The 15,263-nt window shown below is 59.5% G+C and carries 16 protein-coding genes and 1 pseudogene; 14 read left to right on the forward strand and 3 right to left on the reverse strand.

The window, feature by feature from the left end; genetic code table 11:
* Positions 1 to 115: 115 nt before the first annotated feature.
* From D7241_RS00455 to D7241_RS00465, 3 genes and pseudogenes are all read left to right on the forward strand, one after another.
* A complete protein-coding gene (locus D7241_RS00455; RefSeq protein WP_255982454.1) occupies positions 116 to 451 on the forward strand; it encodes a hypothetical protein in 336 nt (111 codons plus the stop codon).
* Between the two features lie 157 nt (positions 452 to 608).
* Positions 609 to 750, forward strand: a pseudogene (locus tag D7241_RS00460) (TIGR00645 family protein); the annotation flags it as partial.
* A gap of 138 nt (positions 751 to 888) precedes the next feature.
* Positions 889 to 1,506, forward strand: coding sequence for an FKBP-type peptidyl-prolyl cis-trans isomerase (locus D7241_RS00465; protein ID WP_255982450.1), 618 nt, complete (start codon positions 889 to 891; stop codon positions 1,504 to 1,506).
* An 11-nt stretch (positions 1,507 to 1,517) separates the two neighbouring features.
* On the opposite strand, the gene D7241_RS00470 is transcribed toward D7241_RS00465, so the two are convergent.
* Both D7241_RS00470 and D7241_RS00475 read right to left on the reverse strand, forming a co-directional pair.
* On the reverse strand, positions 1,518 to 1,745 hold the full coding sequence (locus D7241_RS00470) for a hypothetical protein (RefSeq protein WP_255982448.1): 228 nt from the start codon (positions 1,743 to 1,745) through the stop codon (positions 1,518 to 1,520).
* A gap of 156 nt (positions 1,746 to 1,901) precedes the next feature.
* On the reverse strand, positions 1,902 to 2,870 hold the full coding sequence (locus D7241_RS00475; protein ID WP_408099845.1) for a polyprenyl synthetase family protein: 969 nt from the start codon (positions 2,868 to 2,870) through the stop codon (positions 1,902 to 1,904).
* A 247-nt stretch (positions 2,871 to 3,117) separates the two neighbouring features.
* Between D7241_RS00475 and rplU the strand changes: the two genes are divergently transcribed.
* The 5 genes from rplU to D7241_RS00500 all read left to right on the forward strand — a co-directional run bounded on the left by rplU (position 3,118) and on the right by D7241_RS00500 (position 6,803).
* Positions 3,118 to 3,429, forward strand: a complete 312-nt coding sequence (gene rplU, locus D7241_RS00480) for a 50S ribosomal protein L21 (protein ID WP_255982444.1) — start codon at positions 3,118 to 3,120, stop codon at positions 3,427 to 3,429.
* A gap of 35 nt (positions 3,430 to 3,464) precedes the next feature.
* Positions 3,465 to 3,722: a 50S ribosomal protein L27 gene (rpmA, locus tag D7241_RS00485; protein ID WP_003281574.1), complete on the forward strand. Its 258-nt coding sequence runs from the start codon at positions 3,465 to 3,467 to the stop codon at positions 3,720 to 3,722.
* 165 nt (positions 3,723 to 3,887) lie between these two features.
* A complete protein-coding gene (cgtA, locus tag D7241_RS00490) occupies positions 3,888 to 5,105 on the forward strand; it encodes an Obg family GTPase CgtA (protein WP_408099846.1) in 1,218 nt (405 codons plus the stop codon).
* 109 nt (positions 5,106 to 5,214) lie between these two features.
* Positions 5,215 to 6,333, forward strand: coding sequence for a glutamate 5-kinase (proB, locus tag D7241_RS00495; RefSeq protein WP_408099847.1), 1,119 nt, complete (start codon positions 5,215 to 5,217; stop codon positions 6,331 to 6,333).
* An 8-nt stretch (positions 6,334 to 6,341) separates the two neighbouring features.
* Positions 6,342 to 6,803, forward strand: a complete 462-nt coding sequence (locus D7241_RS00500) for a CreA family protein (protein ID WP_408099848.1) — start codon at positions 6,342 to 6,344, stop codon at positions 6,801 to 6,803.
* A 262-nt stretch (positions 6,804 to 7,065) separates the two neighbouring features.
* On the opposite strand, the gene rpsT is transcribed toward D7241_RS00500, so the two are convergent.
* Positions 7,066 to 7,341, reverse strand: coding sequence for a 30S ribosomal protein S20 (rpsT, locus tag D7241_RS00505; RefSeq protein WP_255982435.1), 276 nt, complete (start codon positions 7,339 to 7,341; stop codon positions 7,066 to 7,068).
* Positions 7,342 to 7,556: 215 nt separating this feature from the next.
* Here rpsT and murJ point away from each other — a divergent pair, with 215 nt between their 5' ends.
* From murJ to ispH, 6 genes are all read left to right on the forward strand, one after another.
* Positions 7,557 to 9,104 (forward strand): murein biosynthesis integral membrane protein MurJ, encoded by a 1,548-nt coding sequence (gene murJ, locus D7241_RS00510; protein WP_408099849.1) that lies wholly within the window; start codon positions 7,557 to 7,559, stop codon positions 9,102 to 9,104.
* A gap of 84 nt (positions 9,105 to 9,188) precedes the next feature.
* On the forward strand, positions 9,189 to 10,139 hold the full coding sequence (ribF, locus tag D7241_RS00515) for a bifunctional riboflavin kinase/FAD synthetase (protein ID WP_408099850.1): 951 nt from the start codon (positions 9,189 to 9,191) through the stop codon (positions 10,137 to 10,139).
* Position 10,140: 1 nt separating this feature from the next.
* A complete protein-coding gene (ileS, locus tag D7241_RS00520) occupies positions 10,141 to 12,972 on the forward strand; it encodes an isoleucine--tRNA ligase (protein WP_408099851.1) in 2,832 nt (943 codons plus the stop codon).
* A gap of 216 nt (positions 12,973 to 13,188) precedes the next feature.
* A complete protein-coding gene (gene lspA, locus D7241_RS00525; RefSeq protein ID WP_408099852.1) occupies positions 13,189 to 13,692 on the forward strand; it encodes a signal peptidase II in 504 nt (167 codons plus the stop codon).
* A complete protein-coding gene (locus tag D7241_RS00530; RefSeq protein WP_408099853.1) occupies positions 13,685 to 14,122 on the forward strand; it encodes a peptidylprolyl isomerase in 438 nt (145 codons plus the stop codon). The genes lspA and D7241_RS00530 overlap by 8 nt, the downstream gene beginning before the upstream one ends.
* A 165-nt stretch (positions 14,123 to 14,287) precedes the next feature.
* On the forward strand, positions 14,288 to 15,232 hold the full coding sequence (gene ispH / locus D7241_RS00535) for a 4-hydroxy-3-methylbut-2-enyl diphosphate reductase (RefSeq protein WP_408099854.1): 945 nt from the start codon (positions 14,288 to 14,290) through the stop codon (positions 15,230 to 15,232).
* Positions 15,233 to 15,263: the final 31 nt, after the last annotated feature.

Genomic DNA, 15,263 nt, shown 5'->3' on the forward strand with positions numbered 1-15,263 from the left:
GAAGGGAGTTCCCACTCCCTATCCACATGGTTATCCACAGCTTCTGAGGATAAACAGGTTGGCCCGCCAATCCATCCAGAATGACGGTGCGCAACCGAGCGCGAGGATCGCCGTCATGTCTCACACGCTTTGCTTGAATCGCCAGTGCCTGGGTCTGGTGACCCGTATCGAGTGCATTGTCCGCCCTCTGGCCGGCGGCAATGGCCTATGGACGTTGCTCTGCGCGGCAGGTATCGATGCCGGCCAACCTACTGCAATCAAGGCGCAGGGCCCATTCCACGGGCCTCGAGAGGCCGAGTCGGTGCTGGAGGCGATTGCCAGTAATCTTTATGGGCAAGGCTATTGCGAGTCCAGTTCGCCGTCGATCTGGCAGCTGCATATGCAAGCTGAATTGCGCAAGGTCAACGCCAACCAGGCTCGTTACCTCGGTGGCTGGGAGTCCAGGACCTGATTCTTGAATGAGCGCGTCGCGTCTGCAAGCTGGCTTTTTTGCTAAGCCGGCGGCTTTGTAAAGTTCTTATCCACAAACTAAATGCTGCCACAGGACGTTTATTGAGGCTCCGTAGCGCTGCGTATACCCGCCTGCCTGTATCCGCCTCAGAGAACAGATGGAACGCTTCATCGAGAACACCATGTATGCCGCGCTGATTGCTGGCACCTATCTGCTTTGGCCTGGCGTTCGCTCTTTTGGCCTCGGCGATCATGCTCTTTCAGGAAATCTGGCCCATCCTGGACAAGCTCACCAGTATTGATGCGGTCGGCACCTGAAGTGCTGCTGAAGGGGACGATGCTTTTAAGCTTCAAGCCCGAACGCATGGCTTGCTTGCGGCATAGGCAAGCCGCGAGCTGTGCTAGGCTGTCGGCCCTTTTTTCCAGCGGAGCCCAGGCATGACTGATCTGAACCTTTCAACCGACGAAACTCGCGTGAGCTACGGCATCGGTCGCCAGCTGGGAGATCAGTTGCGTGACAATCCTCCGCCGGGCATCAGCCTGGATGCGGTGATCGCAGGCATCCGTGATGCCTTCGCAGGTGCTGCGAGCCAGGTCAGCCCGGAAGATCTGAACGCCAGCTTCGCGGTCATTCGCGAGCGCATGCAGGCCGAAGCACAAAAGAAGGCCGAAGCCGCCGCAGGCGAGGGCAAATCGTTCTTGGCTGAAAATGCCAAGCGAGAAGGGGTTACCACGCTTGCATCGGGTCTGCAGTATGAAGTACTAACCGCTGGCGATGGCGCCAAGCCGAGCCGCGAAGACCAGGTTCGCACGCACTATCACGGCACGCTGATTGATGGCACCGTCTTCGACAGCTCCTATCAGCGTGGCCAGCCGGCCGAATTCCCGGTCGGTGGCGTGATTGCTGGTTGGACCGAAGCTCTGCAGTTGATGGGCGTTGGCAGCAAGTGGCGTCTCTATGTGCCGAGCGAGCTGGCGTACGGCGCCCAGGGTGTCGGTAGCATTCCCCCGCACAGTGTGCTGGTCTTTGACGTCGAGCTGCTCGCCGTTCTGTAAGCCGTTCTGCGCTACGGGCGCAGTGCCCGTGCATAGGAGAACAGGAACAGGTTGCGTACCTGTTCCTTGAGCACGCCGGGCTCGCTGGTGCTCAGCTCCTGCAGATCCAGATCGCCCTGGTCGCGCAACTCATCCAGGGCCTCTCCTTCCAGTGAAATGCACACCACACCGGTGTTGCGGTCGAGTATCCGCAGATAGGGTTGCGGGCGATCCAGCCAGGCATCAATCAGATAAGTCATGTTCGCCTCCAGTTAGTTTCATTAATGAGAATAATTGTTATTTGCAAACATGCAAGCACAAAAATCTCAGCTTGATTGATGGCGGCGAGTCGGTCTGGTCGATGTGGCTAATGAAGTGCTGGGGTGAGCGGGGTGGAGTTTGCTTCGGCGTTGATGTCAATGCGTGCGGGCGACGGCGAAGCGGCTAAGCTCCACCAAGGCATCGCGATAGCTGTTGGCGGGGATCAGCTCAAGGCAGGCGATAGCGCGATCGGCATAGTCACGCGCCATGCGTGCGGTGTAGTCCAGTGCGCCGCACGCCTCCACGGCCGTACGGATACTTTCGAGATCTTCAATGCCGCCTTTCTGGATGGCCTTGCGCACCAGCGCGGCCTGCTCTGCACTGCCTTCTCGCATGGTGTAAATCAGCGGCAGGGTTGGCTTGCCTTCAGCCAGATCGTCGCCGACGTTCTTGCCAAGTGTTTCGGCATCGCCCTGGTAGTCGAGCAGGTCGTCCACCAGTTGAAAGGCGACACCGAGATGGTCGCCGAAGGTACGCAATGCTTCGCACTGCTCCCCGCTGGCGCCGGCCAGGGTCGCGGCGCTGTGGGTCGATGCTTCGAAGAGCATGGCCGTCTTGCCGCGGATGACTTCCATGTAGATTTCTTCGGTGGTGCTGGCGTCGCGAACCTTGGACAGTTGCAGCACTTCGCCTTCGGCGATCACGCGGGTGGCCTGAGAAATGATCCGCATGACCGGCATCGAGCCGAGATCGACCATCATTTCGAAGGAGCGCGCATAAAGGAAGTCACCCACCAGCACGCTCGGCGCGTTGCCCCAGAGCGCATTGGCCGTGGAGCGACCGCGGCGCATGCCGGACATGTCGACCACGTCGTCGTGCAGTAGAGTCGAAGTGTGCAGAAATTCAATGATGGCCGCGAGAAGACGCAGTCGTTCACCTTTGAGGCCTAGTGCATTGCCGCTGAGCAGGACCAGCAAGGGGCGCAGGCGCTTGCCACCGGCCGAGGTGATGTAGTCCCCGATTTTTTCCACCAACGGCACGCGGGAAGTCAGTTGGTTGCGGATAATGCCGTCAACAGCGGCAAAATCTTCAGCCACTACTTGGTAAAAGGCCTGGGGTTGCATCGGGGACGAGTACTCCTCGGAGATTGCGCGGCATGCTATGGGGCGGGTCAGACACTGTCAAGGCAAGGCCCGCCGGCTATTGCGTGAGCCTTGGCGCATGCGTACAATCGCGGACCCTGAACTTCCCCCTGGGCATTTCCCTGCCTTACGCAATTGCAAGGGCGTCCCTTCCGGCCCCGAGCAGCCATGCCAGCCTCCAACTATTTCACTTAAGCGCTGGGTGAGCAGGATCAACGGAGATACACAGATGTACGCAGTTATCGTTACCGGCGGCAAGCAATACAAGGTCGCCGAAGGCGAATTCCTCAAGATTGAAAAACTCGAAGTTGCAACTGGCGAAGCAGTCACTTTTGACCGCGTTCTGCTGGTCGGCAACGGCGACGATGTAAAGATCGGCGCTCCGGTGGTCGATGGTGCCAAGGTCACTGCTGAAGTGATCGCCCAAGGTCGTCATGACAAGGTCACCATCATCAAATTCCGCCGTCGTAAGCACCACATGAAGCGTCAGGGCCACCGTCAGTGGTTCACTGAGGTCAAAATCACCGGTATTCAGGGCTAATAGGGCCTGAATCCCCTTATAGGAGTATTGAACTCATGGCACACAAAAAAGCTGGCGGTTCTACCCGCAACGGTCGCGACTCAGAAGCCAAACGACTTGGCGTGAAGATGTACGGCGGCCAGGCCATCAAGGCCGGTAACATCATCGTGCGTCAGCGCGGCACCCAGTTCCACGCCGGTTACGGCGTTGGCATGGGCAAGGATCACACCCTGTTCGCGAAAGTGGAAGGCGTGATCAAATTCGAAGTGAAGGGCGCTTTCGGTCGTCGCTACGTGAGCGTCGTCGCAGCCTAACCGCGACGTTGCTGGAAAAGCCCTGTCATGCGACGGGGCTTTTTTGTTTCTGTATCCTCTATAGGGCTCTTGCAAAACACTGCTTTGCTCTAAATTTTCGCTGGGTTTTGCAAGACCCTTATGTTTCCGTTTTTCTAGCCCGTCCCTGCGACGGGAGGCGTTCCCATGAAATTTGTCGATGAAGTGTCGATTTTTGTAAAGGCCGGTGATGGTGGCAACGGCATGATGAGCTTCCGTCGTGAGAAGTTCATCGAAAAGGGCGGCCCCAATGGCGGCGACGGTGGTGACGGCGGTTCCGTTTACATGGAGGCCGACGAGAATCTCAACACGCTGGTCGACTACCGCTATACCCGCCGCTTCAATGCGCCGAATGGGCAGAAGGGCGGCAGCACGGAATGCACTGGTGCGAAGGGAGATGATCTGGTTCTGCCGGTGCCGGTCGGCACCACCGTAATCGATGCCGCTACCCAGGATGTTATTGGCGACCTGACCAAGCCAGGTCAGCGTCTGTTGGTCGCTCAGGGCGGTTGGCATGGCCTGGGTAATACGCGCTTCAAGTCGAGCACCAATCGAGCGCCGCGGCAGACCACGCCGGGCAAGCCTGGTGATGCGCGCGACCTGAAGCTGGAATTGAAGGTGCTGGCTGACGTCGGTCTGCTGGGTTTGCCGAACGCGGGCAAAAGTACCTTTATCCGCTCGGTTTCGGCGGCAAAGCCGAAGGTTGCTGACTACCCATTCACTACGCTGGTGCCGAACCTCGGGGTCGTCAGTGTTGGCCGTTACAAGAGTTTCGTGATTGCCGATATTCCGGGGCTGATCGAGGGCGCGTCGGAAGGTGCGGGTCTCGGTATCCGGTTTCTTAAACACCTGGCGCGCACCCGCTTGTTGTTGCATTTGGTCGATATGGCGCCGCTGGACGAAAGCGATCCGGCGGACGCTGCCGAAGTCATCCTCAACGAGCTGGAGAAGTTCAGTCCCGCGCTGGCGCAGCGCGATCGCTGGCTGGTGCTGAACAAGGCCGATCAGTTGCTCGAAGAGGATCGCGAAGAGCGGGTCCGCCAGGTGGTCGAGCGCCTCGAGTGGGCGGGGCCTGTATTTGTCATCTCCGCTCTCGAGCGCGAAGGTACCGAGGAGCTCAGTCAGGCGATCATGCGCTATCTGGACGAGCGCACGCTGCGTCTCGCCGAGGAGCCGGCTTATGCCGAGGCGCTTGCCGAGCTGGATCAGCAAATCGAAGACGAGGCGCGGGCCCGTCTGCAGGAGCTTGACGATCAGCGAGCACTGCGTCGTGCCGGCGTCAAGGCGGCGGTGGATGTCGATGATGACGACTTCGACGATGACGATGACGATGAAGGCGGCGCGGAAATTTTCTACGTGCGTTAAACGCTGTTTTTTGTGTAGGTGCAGGGTTTAGCGAGTGGTCGACGGGCTGGCTGGCTCGTCTGCTGCTCATCGAATGGTTTGGCCGGTTACCGGATAGAAGGCGGGATCGATGCGGGACAAGGTGAGCGGCGCGCGGCGCTGGGTGATAAAAATCGGCAGCGCGCTGCTGACAGCCGATGGGCGTGGTCTCGATCAGGCTGCGATGGCGGTCTGGGTCGACCAGATGGTGGCGCTGCGTGAGGCCGGGGTCGAGCTGGTGCTGGTGTCGTCTGGTGCCGTTGCGGCTGGCATGAGTCGCCTCGGCTGGACGACGCGTCCCAAGGCGGTTCACGAGCTGCAGGCAGCTGCCGCGGTCGGTCAGATGGGGTTGATTCGGGCCTGGGAAACCAGCTTTGCGCGCTGCGATCAGCAGACTGCGCAGATTCTCGTCACGCATGATGATCTCTCCGATCGCAAGCGCTACCTCAATGCGCGCAGTACTCTGCGGACCCTGATCGATCTTGGCGTGGTTCCGGTCATAAACGAGAACGATACGGTTGTTACCGACGAAATCCGCTTCGGTGACAACGACACCCTGGCTGCGCTGGTGGCGAACCTGGTTGAGGCGGATCTGCTGGTGATCCTTACTGATCGCGACGGTATGTTCGATGCCGATCCGCGAAACAACCCCGATGCCAAGCTAATCAGTGAGGCCCGTGCCGACGATCCGGCGCTGGATCTGGTTGCCGGTGCTGTAGGGGGTGCGTTGGGGCGTGGTGGTATGCAGACCAAGCTGCGCGCTGCGCGGCTCGCTGCGCGATCAGGGGCGCATACCGTAATCGTTGGCGGCCGCATCGAGCAGGTCTTGGCGCGGCTAAAGGCGGGGGAGCAGTTGGGCACGCTGCTGGCGCCGGAGCGCAACCGTCATGCTGCACGTAAACAATGGCTCGCTGGCCACTTGCAGACGCGCGGCTCGGTGACGCTCGACGCCGGTGCGGTGGTGGCGCTCAAGCAGGGTAGTCGGAGTTTGCTCCCGGTCGGTGTCAGGGCAGCGCAAGGCGGCTTCCGCCGCGGTGAGATGGTCGTCTGCGTGGGCCCCGAAGGTCAGGAGGTTGCGCGTGGCCTGGTCAACTACAGCGTTGCTGAAACTCAACGGATTTTGGGGCATTCGTCTGACGAAATCGAAAAGCTGCTCGGCTATGTCGATGAGCCTGAGCTTATCCATCGCGACAACCTGATTTTGCTGTGAGGTATTCGATGCGATTGGCAAAGGTGCTGGTCTTGCTGCTTTCATGGCCGATGGTCGGAATGGCGCGCGAAGTGGGCGAAGTCGACACGGTGTTCAAGTGGCTCGGGCCGAACCACAAGATTGTGGTCGAGGCCTTCGATGATCCCAAGGTCGAAGGCGTGACCTGTTATCTATCCAGGGCCAAGACCGGCGGCATAAAAGGCGGGCTCGGTCTCGCTGAAGATCGTGCAGAGGCATCGATCGCCTGTCGCCAGGTCGGCCCGATCCGTTTGAGCGACAAGCTTGAGGATGGCGAGGTGGTATTCAGGGAGCGCACTTCGCTGGTGTTCAAGACTATGCAGGTAGTGCGCTTTTTCGATGAGGCGCGCAATACGCTGATATACCTGGTCTACAGTGATCGCGTGATTGAGGGCAGCCCGCAGAATGCGGTAACGGCTATTCCGATCTTGCCGTGGGTGCAGGCTCGGTAAAGTTCTAGCGACGGACTAGCTATGGCGCGCTATCGGCGTTGTGTTGGCCGCGGCCTGCAATGCTGTAATGCCGCAAAGTGCAACCAGGGGTTCGGTGTGCTGGTCTGTCTTCGTAGGGGCTTGCCTTGTGCGAATGCCTTTGGCTTTAGCGAGGAGGCTGGCACGTAATGTGCTTCTGCGGATGTCTGTTTCGGGCCAGGGCATGAGGATTTGTATGCATAAAAAAACCGGCTCAAGGCCGGTTTTTTCAAGAACGTACAGCTTAGGCAGCGGCAGCGCCGAGGGCCTTGATGTGGCCGTTCAGGCGGCTCTTGTGACGAGCGGCTTTGTTCTTGTGGATGATGCCTTTATCGGCCATGCGGTCGATGACGGGCACAGCTGCAGTGTAAGCAGTACGAGCTTTATCCAGATCTTTTGCGTCGATGGCTTTGACCACATTCTTGATGTAGGTACGAACCATGGAGCGCAAGCTGGCGTTGTGGCTGCGACGCTTCTCAGCCTGAATTGCGCGTTTTTTGGCGGAAGGGCTGTTGGCCACCGTCGAACTCCTCGAAAACGTGGGATTACAAAGCAAATAAGGCCGCGAATCATGCCGATGCACCGGGCGCTTGTCAAGCCCGTCTGAATTATCGCGGATACTGGTCGGACAGATGGGGTGCCGCTAAACTCGCGGCCTCTTTAAATGTCGTAACGGGCCATCAACCGGTGGCTTTGCCTGGCCGGAACCATCCTGCTGCAACTCTAGGAAGATAAATGTCCGATACATCCGGCAAAGGCGGATTGCTGCGTTCCAGTGCGGTGGTCAGCGTGATGACTCTGCTGTCCCGCGTGCTGGGCATGGTACGCGATATGGTAGTAGCCAGCTACTTCGGATCAGGGGCTGCGGCAGACGCCTTCTTCATTGCCTTCAAGATTCCCAATTTCCTGCGCCGGTTGTTTGCCGAGGGTGCCTTCGCACAAGCGTTCGTGCCTGTGCTATCGGAGTACCGAACCAAGCGGACGCTGATCGAGGTCAAGCTGCTGGTCGATCGCACGGCCGGCATGCTCGGGCTGATCCTGACGGGTATTACCGCCATCGGCGTGCTGGCCTCACCCTATGTGGTGATGTTGTTTGCGCCGGGCTTTCATGACGAGCCGGCGAAAATGCAGTTGGCCGGCGAGCTGCTGCGTATCACCTTTCCCTATCTATTGTTGATTTCCCTGACGGCATTCACCTCCGGCGTGCTCAATACCTATGGGCACTTCGCGGTGCCGGGCTTTACCCCAGTGCTGCTCAATGTCTGCATGATCACCTCGGCGATATTTCTCACGCCCTATTTCGATCAGTCGATCATGGCGCTGGCCTGGGGCGTGTTCATTGCCGGCTTCGCCCAGTTGGCTTTCCAGCTGCCTTATGTCGCCAAGCTGGGGCTGTTGCCGCGCCCGCGGGTGAGATTCGGTGACGAGGGGGTGCGGCGGATCATGCTGCTGATGATCCCAGCGTTGTTCGGGGTATCGGTCAGTCAGATCAATCTCTTGCTCGATACGGTGCTCGCCTCGTTTCTGCAGACCGGTAGCGTGTCGTGGCTGTACTACGCGGATCGGCTTTCGGAGTTACCTCTCGGCGCATTTGGGATCGCGATCGGTACGGTCATTCTTCCGAGTCTGTCGCGTCAGCATGCCGGAGAGGACCCGAAAGCCTTTTCCAATACTCTCAATTGGGCGCTGCGAATGGTGCTGCTGGTAGGAATTCCCGCGGCGCTCGCGCTGGGCATTCTGGCCGAGCCGCTGATTGCCAGCTTGTTCTTTTACGGCGCGATGAGCGAGGAAGCCGTGGTGCAGTCCGCCAATGCGCTTGAGGCCTACTCGCTAGGCGTGTTGGCGTTCATGCTGATCAAGGTTCTGGCGCCGGGTTTCTTCGCTCGTCAGGACCTGAAGACGCCGGTGCGGGTCGCAATCATCTGCATGATCGCCAATATGGTGATGAATCTGATCCTGATCTGGCCGCTCAAGCATGTTGGATTGGCGCTGGCGACCTCGCTTTCGTCGATGCTCAACGCCGGGCTGCTGTTCTGGGGGCTGTACAGAATTGGTGTTTTCCAGGTGGCGCCAGGGTGGGGGCTATTTCTCCTGCGTCTAGGTGGTGGTTGTGCAGCGATGGTAGGCGTGGTCTGGTGGCTGAACGCCCCGTCTGTCGAGTGGTTCGCCTGGGATTGGCAGCAGCGTGCGCTTCAGCTTGGACTCTTGGTTGCTGCTGGCCTGGGCGCCTTCGCGGCTGGGCTGCTATTGCTCGGTCTGCGTCCGCGCCACTTGCGTCACTGATCTATACGGGCGGCTCGCGGCAAACCTGTCCGGGACCGGTGCCTCATGCGTATAATTGACGACTTTTCAAGCAAGAAGTGCGGTATGCAGCTGGTTCGAGGTCTTCACAACCTGCGGCCCCGACATCGGGGTTGCGTCGCCACCATCGGCAATTTCGACGGAGTTCACCGGGGGCATCAAGCCATCCTGGCGCGTCTGCGCGAGCGTGCCGCCGAACTCGGGCTGCCCAGCTGTGTGGTGATCTTCGAGCCACAGCCGCGCGAATATTTTGCTCCGGACAAGGCGCCTGCGCGTCTGACCCGGCTGCGTGAAAAACTCCAATTGCTGGATGAGCAGGGCGTCGATCTAGTGCTTTGCCTGGCTTTCAATCGCCGTTTGCGCGAGTTGAGTGCCGCTGAGTTCGTCCACGCGACGCTGGTCGAAGGCCTTGGCGTTCGGCATCTGGAAGTCGGTGATGACTTCCGTTTCGGTTGCGACCGTGCCGGCGACTTCAATTTTCTATTGAAAGCTGGAGCGGCGGAAGGATTCACGGTGGAGGCCGCGACCACCATCGAGGTGGACGGTGAACGCGTCAGCAGCACGCGGCTGCGTCAGGTGCTTGCCGACGGCGATCTGGTACAGGCGGAGAAACAGCTCGGTCGACCATTCAGTATTACCGGGCGGGTCATGCATGGGCAGGCGCTGGGGCGTCAGCTTGGTGCGCCGACCGCTAACATCCAGCTCAAGCGCAAGAGCACACCGCTTAGCGGGGTGTTCATGGTGAGCACGGAAGTCGACGGCGTCGTACAGCCGGCGGTGGCCAATATCGGCATGCGTCCGTCGGTCAAGAGCGACGGCCAGCCGCATCTGGAAGTGCATTTGCTCAACTATCAGGGCGATCTCTATGGTCGACTGTTGCGGGTGACTTTTCACCGCAAGCTGCGTGACGAGCAGCGCTTTGCCTCGCTGGAGGCACTCAAGACGGCGATCGAGGCAGATATCGCCGCGGCTCGCGAATACTGGCGGGCTTCACCTATTACCACGAGTCAGGACTGAAATGACCGATTACAAAGCGACCCTCAATCTGCCGTCCACGGCATTTCCGATGAAGGCCGGTCTGCCACAGCGCGAGCCGGAGATTCTGCAGCGCTGGGACAGCATTGACCTCTACCGGAAGCTGCGGCAGATCGGCGAAGGTCGCCCGAAGTTCGTCCTGCATGACGGCCCGCCGTATGCCAACGGCAGCATTCACATCGGCCATGCGGTGAACAAGGTCATCAAGGATTTCATCGTCCGCTCCAAAACGCTGTCCGGCTTCGACGCGCCCTACGTACCGGGCTGGGACTGTCATGGCCTGCCGATCGAACACAAGGTCGAAATCACCTATGGCAAGAACCAGCCGGCCGACCTGACCCGCGAGCGCTGCCGCGCCTATGCCGCCGAGCAGATCGAAGGGCAGAAGGCCGACTTCATCCGCCTTGGTGTGCTGGGCGAGTGGGACAACCCTTATCGCACGATGGATTTTGCCAACGAAGCCGGTGAAATACGCGCGCTGGCGAAGATGGTCGAAGGTGGTTTCGTCTTCAAGGGCTTGAAGCCAGTGAATTGGTGTTTCGATTGCGGTTCGGCATTGGCCGAGGCGGAAGTCGAGTATCAGGACAAGAAGTCCGATGCAATCGACGTCGCCTTCCAGGTGGAGGATGCGGACAAGCTGGCGGCGGCCTTCGGCGTCGCTGCATTGGCCAAACCGGCCAGTATCGTCATCTGGACCACTACGCCCTGGACCATTCCGGCCAACCAGGCGCTCAATGTGCATCCTGACTTTGTCTACGCCTTGGTCGACACCGGCGACAAACTGCTAGTGCTCGCCGAGGAACTGGTTGAGTCCAGCCTGCAGCGCTATGGCCTGCAGGGCGAGATCATCGCCCGTTGCGAGGGCAAGGCGCTGGAGCTAATCCGTTTCCGTCACCCGTTCTACGAGCGCTTCGCGCCGGTCTACCTGGCCGACTATGTAGAAACCGGTGCTGGTACCGGTATTGTCCATTCTGCGCCCGCGTACGGTGAAGACGACTTCCGCTCCTGCAAGCATTACGGCATGGAGAATGACGACATTCTGAGCCCAGTGCAGAGCCATGGTGTCTACGTGTCGGACCTGCCGTTCTTTGGCGGTCAGTTCATCTGGAAGGCTAATCCGGCCATTGTCGAGAAGTTGCGCGAAGTCGGCGCGCTGCTCAAACATGAATCTATCCAGCACAGCTACATGCACTGCTGGCGCCACAAGACGCCGCTGATCTACCGCGCCACCGCGCAGTGGTTCGTCGGTATGGACAAGGTCGCTCATGACGGCAGCTCCTTGCGTCGTCGTGCACTGGATGCCATCGAGCAGACCGAGTTTGTCCCCGCCTGGGGCCAGGCGCGGCTGCACGGCATGATCGCCGGGCGTCCGGACTGGTGTATCTCACGTCAACGTACCTGGGGTGTGCCGATCCCGTTCTTCCTGAACAAGGAAAGCGGCGAACTGCATCCTCGTACGGTCGAGTTGATGGAAGCGGTGGCGCAGCGAGTGGATCAGGGCGGCATCGAAGCCTGGCCGAAGCTGGATGCAGCCGAGCTGCTGGGTGATGAAGCGGCGCAATACGAAAAAATCAGCGACACCCTGGACGTCTGGTTCGACTCCGGCACCACGCACTGGCACGTGATGCGCGGCTCGCACCCGATGGGGCACGCGCACGGTCCGCGCGCCGACCTGTATCTGGAAGGCTCCGACCAGCATCGTGGTTGGTTCCATTCGTCGCTGCTGACCGGCTCGGCCATCGACGGGCATGCGCCGTACAAGGGGCTGCTAACGCATGGCTTTGTGGTCGACGAAAACGGCCGCAAGATGTCCAAGTCGTTGGGCAATGTCGTTGCGCCGCAGGAAGTCACTGACAGCCTGGGTGCCGACATCCTACGCTTATGGGTCGCGTCCACCGACTATTCCGGTGAGATGGCGGTTTCCAAGGTGATCCTGCAGCGCAGTGCCGACTCCTATCGGCGCATTCGTAATACCGCGCGTTTCTTGCTGAGCAACCTCGACGGTTTCGACCCGGCGCAGCATCAGGTTCCGGCCGATCAGATGATCGCGCTCGACCGCTGGGCCGTTGATCGTGCCCTGTTGCTGCAGCGGGAAATCGAGGAAGCCTACGGTACTTACAAGTTCTGGAACGTCTACCAGAAGGTGCACAACTTCTGCGTGCAGGAATTGGGCGGCTTCTACCTCGACATCATCAAGGACCGTCAATACACCACCGGTGCTGACAGCCTGCCGCGCCGCTCCTGCCAAACCGCGCTGTACCACATTGCCGAAGCGCTGGTGCGCTGGATTGCGCCAATCCTGTCGTTCACGGCTGATGAGATCTGGCAGTACCTGCCGGGCGAGCGCAACGAATCGGTCATGCTCAATACTTGGTACGAGGGCCTCGCCGAACTGCCAGACAATGTCGAACTAGGACGAGAGTTCTGGGAAAAGGTCATGGCGGTCAAGGCTGCGGTGAACAAAGAATTGGAAACCCAGCGTGCCGCCAAGACCATCGGCGGTAACCTGCAGGCCGAAGTAGTTCTATATGCGGAGGACGCGCTGGTTGCTGAGTTGGCCAGGTTGGGCAATGAGTTGCGCTTCGTGCTGATTACCTCGGCAGTGAACGTTGCACCGCTAGCCGATGCACCGGCCGATGCGGTGCAAAGCGAGCTGTCCGGCCTCAAGCTGCAGATCAGCAAAACTGGGTATCCGAAATGCGGTCGTTGCTGGCATCACCTGCCTGATGTGGGAACCCATGCGGCTCATCCGGAAATCTGCGGTCGCTGCGTCGAGAACATCGAAGGCGACGGCGAGGTGCGTCGCTATGCGTGACGGAGCAACTGATCGTAGGGCTAGTGCAATCCTCCGCGGACTTTTGCAATCTGCTGGAAGTGTCAGTGCGGGATCGAGCCCCGTAGGGTGGGCCGGGCGGCGCTCCGCTTCAGCCCACCGTTGGCACGGTCGCATTCTTGGTGGGCTGAAGCCCACCCTACGACACCTCAGTCATAGAGCGGACACAACTCGCTGCACTCTTCAGAGGGCGGCGGCATGACCACCCGTCTCGGCAAGCTCACGTGGCTTTGGCTCAGCGTATTGGTCATCGCACTGGACCAGGCAACCAAGCACTACTTCGAAGCCAATTTCAGCCTGTACCAGAAGGTCGAGGTCATTCCGGATTATTTCGCCTGGACCTTGGCCTACAACACGGGCGCAGCCTTTAGCTTTTTGGCCGATCACTCCGGTTGGCAGCGCTGGCTATTCGCCCTGATTGCCATTGGCGTCAGCGTTGTGCTGTTGGTGTGGATGAAGCGCCTGAAGCCGGGTGAAACCTGGCTGGCGGTTGCCTTGGCGTTAGTCCTGGGTGGCGCTTTAGGTAATCTCTACGATCGTGTGGTGCTTGGTCACGTGGTCGACTTCATCCTGGTGCATTGGCAGAACCGCTGGTATTTCCCGGCCTTCAACATTGCCGACAGCGCCATCACCATCGGCGCTGTGATGCTGGCGCTGGATATGTTCCGTAGCAGTAAAACGGGAGAGACGGTAAATGACTGAACAACGCATCGGGCCGGACATGCAGGTCACTCTGCATTTCGCCCTTAGCCTGGATAATGGTGAGCAGGTCGATAGCACCTTCGACAAGCAGCCGGCCACGTTCAAGGTGGGCGATGGCAATCTGCTACCTGGTTTCGAACAGCAACTCTTCGGACTTAAGGCTGGCGACAAGCGCACCATCCAGATCGCGCCGGAGCAAGGCTTCGGCCAGCACAACCAGCAGAACGTGCAGGTCATGCCGCGTAGCCAGTTCGAAGGCATGGAGCTATCGGAAGGACTGCTTGTTATTTTCAACGATGCGGCTAAGACTGAGCTGCCAGGTATCGTCAAAAGCTACGATGATCGCCAGGTCACCGTGGACTTCAACCATCCGCTGGCCGGCAAGGCGCTGACCTTCGAAGTGGAAATATTTGAGGTCAAGCCGGTCTGAATGACCGGCTCCCGTAAGCAAGTTGCTCCTGTAGAAGCGAGTCGCTGGCTATCAAGGCGCGTAACCCCATCGCGAGCATGGGCGTTATGCTGATTCCAGCTTCGCCTCATACGTTGACCAGGCGTTACACTCCACAACTCACCCGCCCGAGTGCCGAGAATCCACATGCAAATCAAACTCGCCAATCCGCGTGGCTTCTGCGCAGGCGTCGACCGCGCTATCGAGATTGTAAATCGTGCGCTTGAGGTATTCGGCCCGCCGATCTACGTGCGTCATGAAGTCGTGCATAACAAATTCGTGGTGGAAGATCTGCGCGAGCGCGGGGCGATTTTCGTCGATGAACTCGACCAGGTGCCGGATGGCTTTATCGTGATTTTCAGCGCCCACGGCGTGTCCCAGGCGGTGCGGATGGAAGGGGAAAGGCGCGGCTTAAAAGTGTTCGACGCCACCTGCCCGCTGGTCACCAAGGTACATCTGGAAGTGACGAAATACAGCCGCGAGGGGCGTGAGTGCATCCTCATCGGCCATGAGGGGCATCCTGAAGTCGAAGGCACCATGGGCCAGTACGACACCGCCAACGGTGGCGCCATCTATCTGGTCGAAGATGAAGAGGACGTGGCCAAGCTACAAGTGCGTAACCCCGAGTCGCTGGCATTCGTGACGCAAACCACGCTATCCATGGACGACACCAGTCGCGTGATCGATGCCTTGCGCGCACGCTTCCCCAGCATTGGCGGGCCGCGCAAGGACGACATCTGCTACGCCACCCAGAATCGTCAGGATGCGGTCAAGCAGCTGGCGGGTGAGTGCGATGTGGTATTGGTTGTCGGCAGCCCCAACAGCTCCAACTCCAACCGCCTGCGTGAGCTGGCCGAACGCATGGATACGCCGGCGTATTTGATCGATGGCGCGGAAGACCTCAAGCGTGAGTGGTTCGAGAATATCGACCGGGTCGGTATCACCGCTGGCGCTTCAGCCCCAGAGGTGTTGGTGCGCGGCGTGATCGACCAGCTGCGCGAATGGGGCGCGACCGATATGGATGAGCTGGAGGGGCGGCCGGAGAACGTGACGTTCTCGATGCCGAAGGAGTTGCGGCTCAAAGCGGTTTAACGATTTGCGAAATAAAAGAAGCCCGGCGATG

It is taken from the genome of Stutzerimonas sp. VN223-3, assembly GCF_045999685.1.
GTDB lineage: Bacteria > Pseudomonadota > Gammaproteobacteria > Pseudomonadales > Pseudomonadaceae > Stutzerimonas > Stutzerimonas stutzeri_AR.

Coding starts and splice junctions, on each gene's coding strand:
- D7241_RS00455 (WP_255982454.1), top strand. CDS start 116: ATGTCTCACACGCTTTGCTTGAATCGCCAGTGCCTGGGTCTGGTGACC.
- D7241_RS00465 (WP_255982450.1), top strand. CDS start 889: ATGACTGATCTGAACCTTTCAACCGACGAAACTCGCGTGAGCTACGGC.
- D7241_RS00470 (WP_255982448.1), bottom strand. CDS start 1,745: ATGACTTATCTGATTGATGCCTGGCTGGATCGCCCGCAACCCTATCTG.
- D7241_RS00475 (WP_408099845.1), bottom strand. CDS start 2,870: ATGCAACCCCAGGCCTTTTACCAAGTAGTGGCTGAAGATTTTGCCGCT.
- rplU (WP_255982444.1), top strand. CDS start 3,118: ATGTACGCAGTTATCGTTACCGGCGGCAAGCAATACAAGGTCGCCGAA.
- rpmA (WP_003281574.1), top strand. CDS start 3,465: ATGGCACACAAAAAAGCTGGCGGTTCTACCCGCAACGGTCGCGACTCA.
- cgtA (WP_408099846.1), top strand. CDS start 3,888: ATGAAATTTGTCGATGAAGTGTCGATTTTTGTAAAGGCCGGTGATGGT.
- proB (WP_408099847.1), top strand. CDS start 5,215: ATGCGGGACAAGGTGAGCGGCGCGCGGCGCTGGGTGATAAAAATCGGC.
- D7241_RS00500 (WP_408099848.1), top strand. CDS start 6,342: ATGCGATTGGCAAAGGTGCTGGTCTTGCTGCTTTCATGGCCGATGGTC.
- murJ (WP_408099849.1), top strand. CDS start 7,557: ATGTCCGATACATCCGGCAAAGGCGGATTGCTGCGTTCCAGTGCGGTG.
- ribF (WP_408099850.1), top strand. CDS start 9,189: ATGCAGCTGGTTCGAGGTCTTCACAACCTGCGGCCCCGACATCGGGGT.
- ileS (WP_408099851.1), top strand. CDS start 10,141: ATGACCGATTACAAAGCGACCCTCAATCTGCCGTCCACGGCATTTCCG.
- lspA (WP_408099852.1), top strand. CDS start 13,189: ATGACCACCCGTCTCGGCAAGCTCACGTGGCTTTGGCTCAGCGTATTG.
- D7241_RS00530 (WP_408099853.1), top strand. CDS start 13,685: ATGACTGAACAACGCATCGGGCCGGACATGCAGGTCACTCTGCATTTC.
- ispH (WP_408099854.1), top strand. CDS start 14,288: ATGCAAATCAAACTCGCCAATCCGCGTGGCTTCTGCGCAGGCGTCGAC.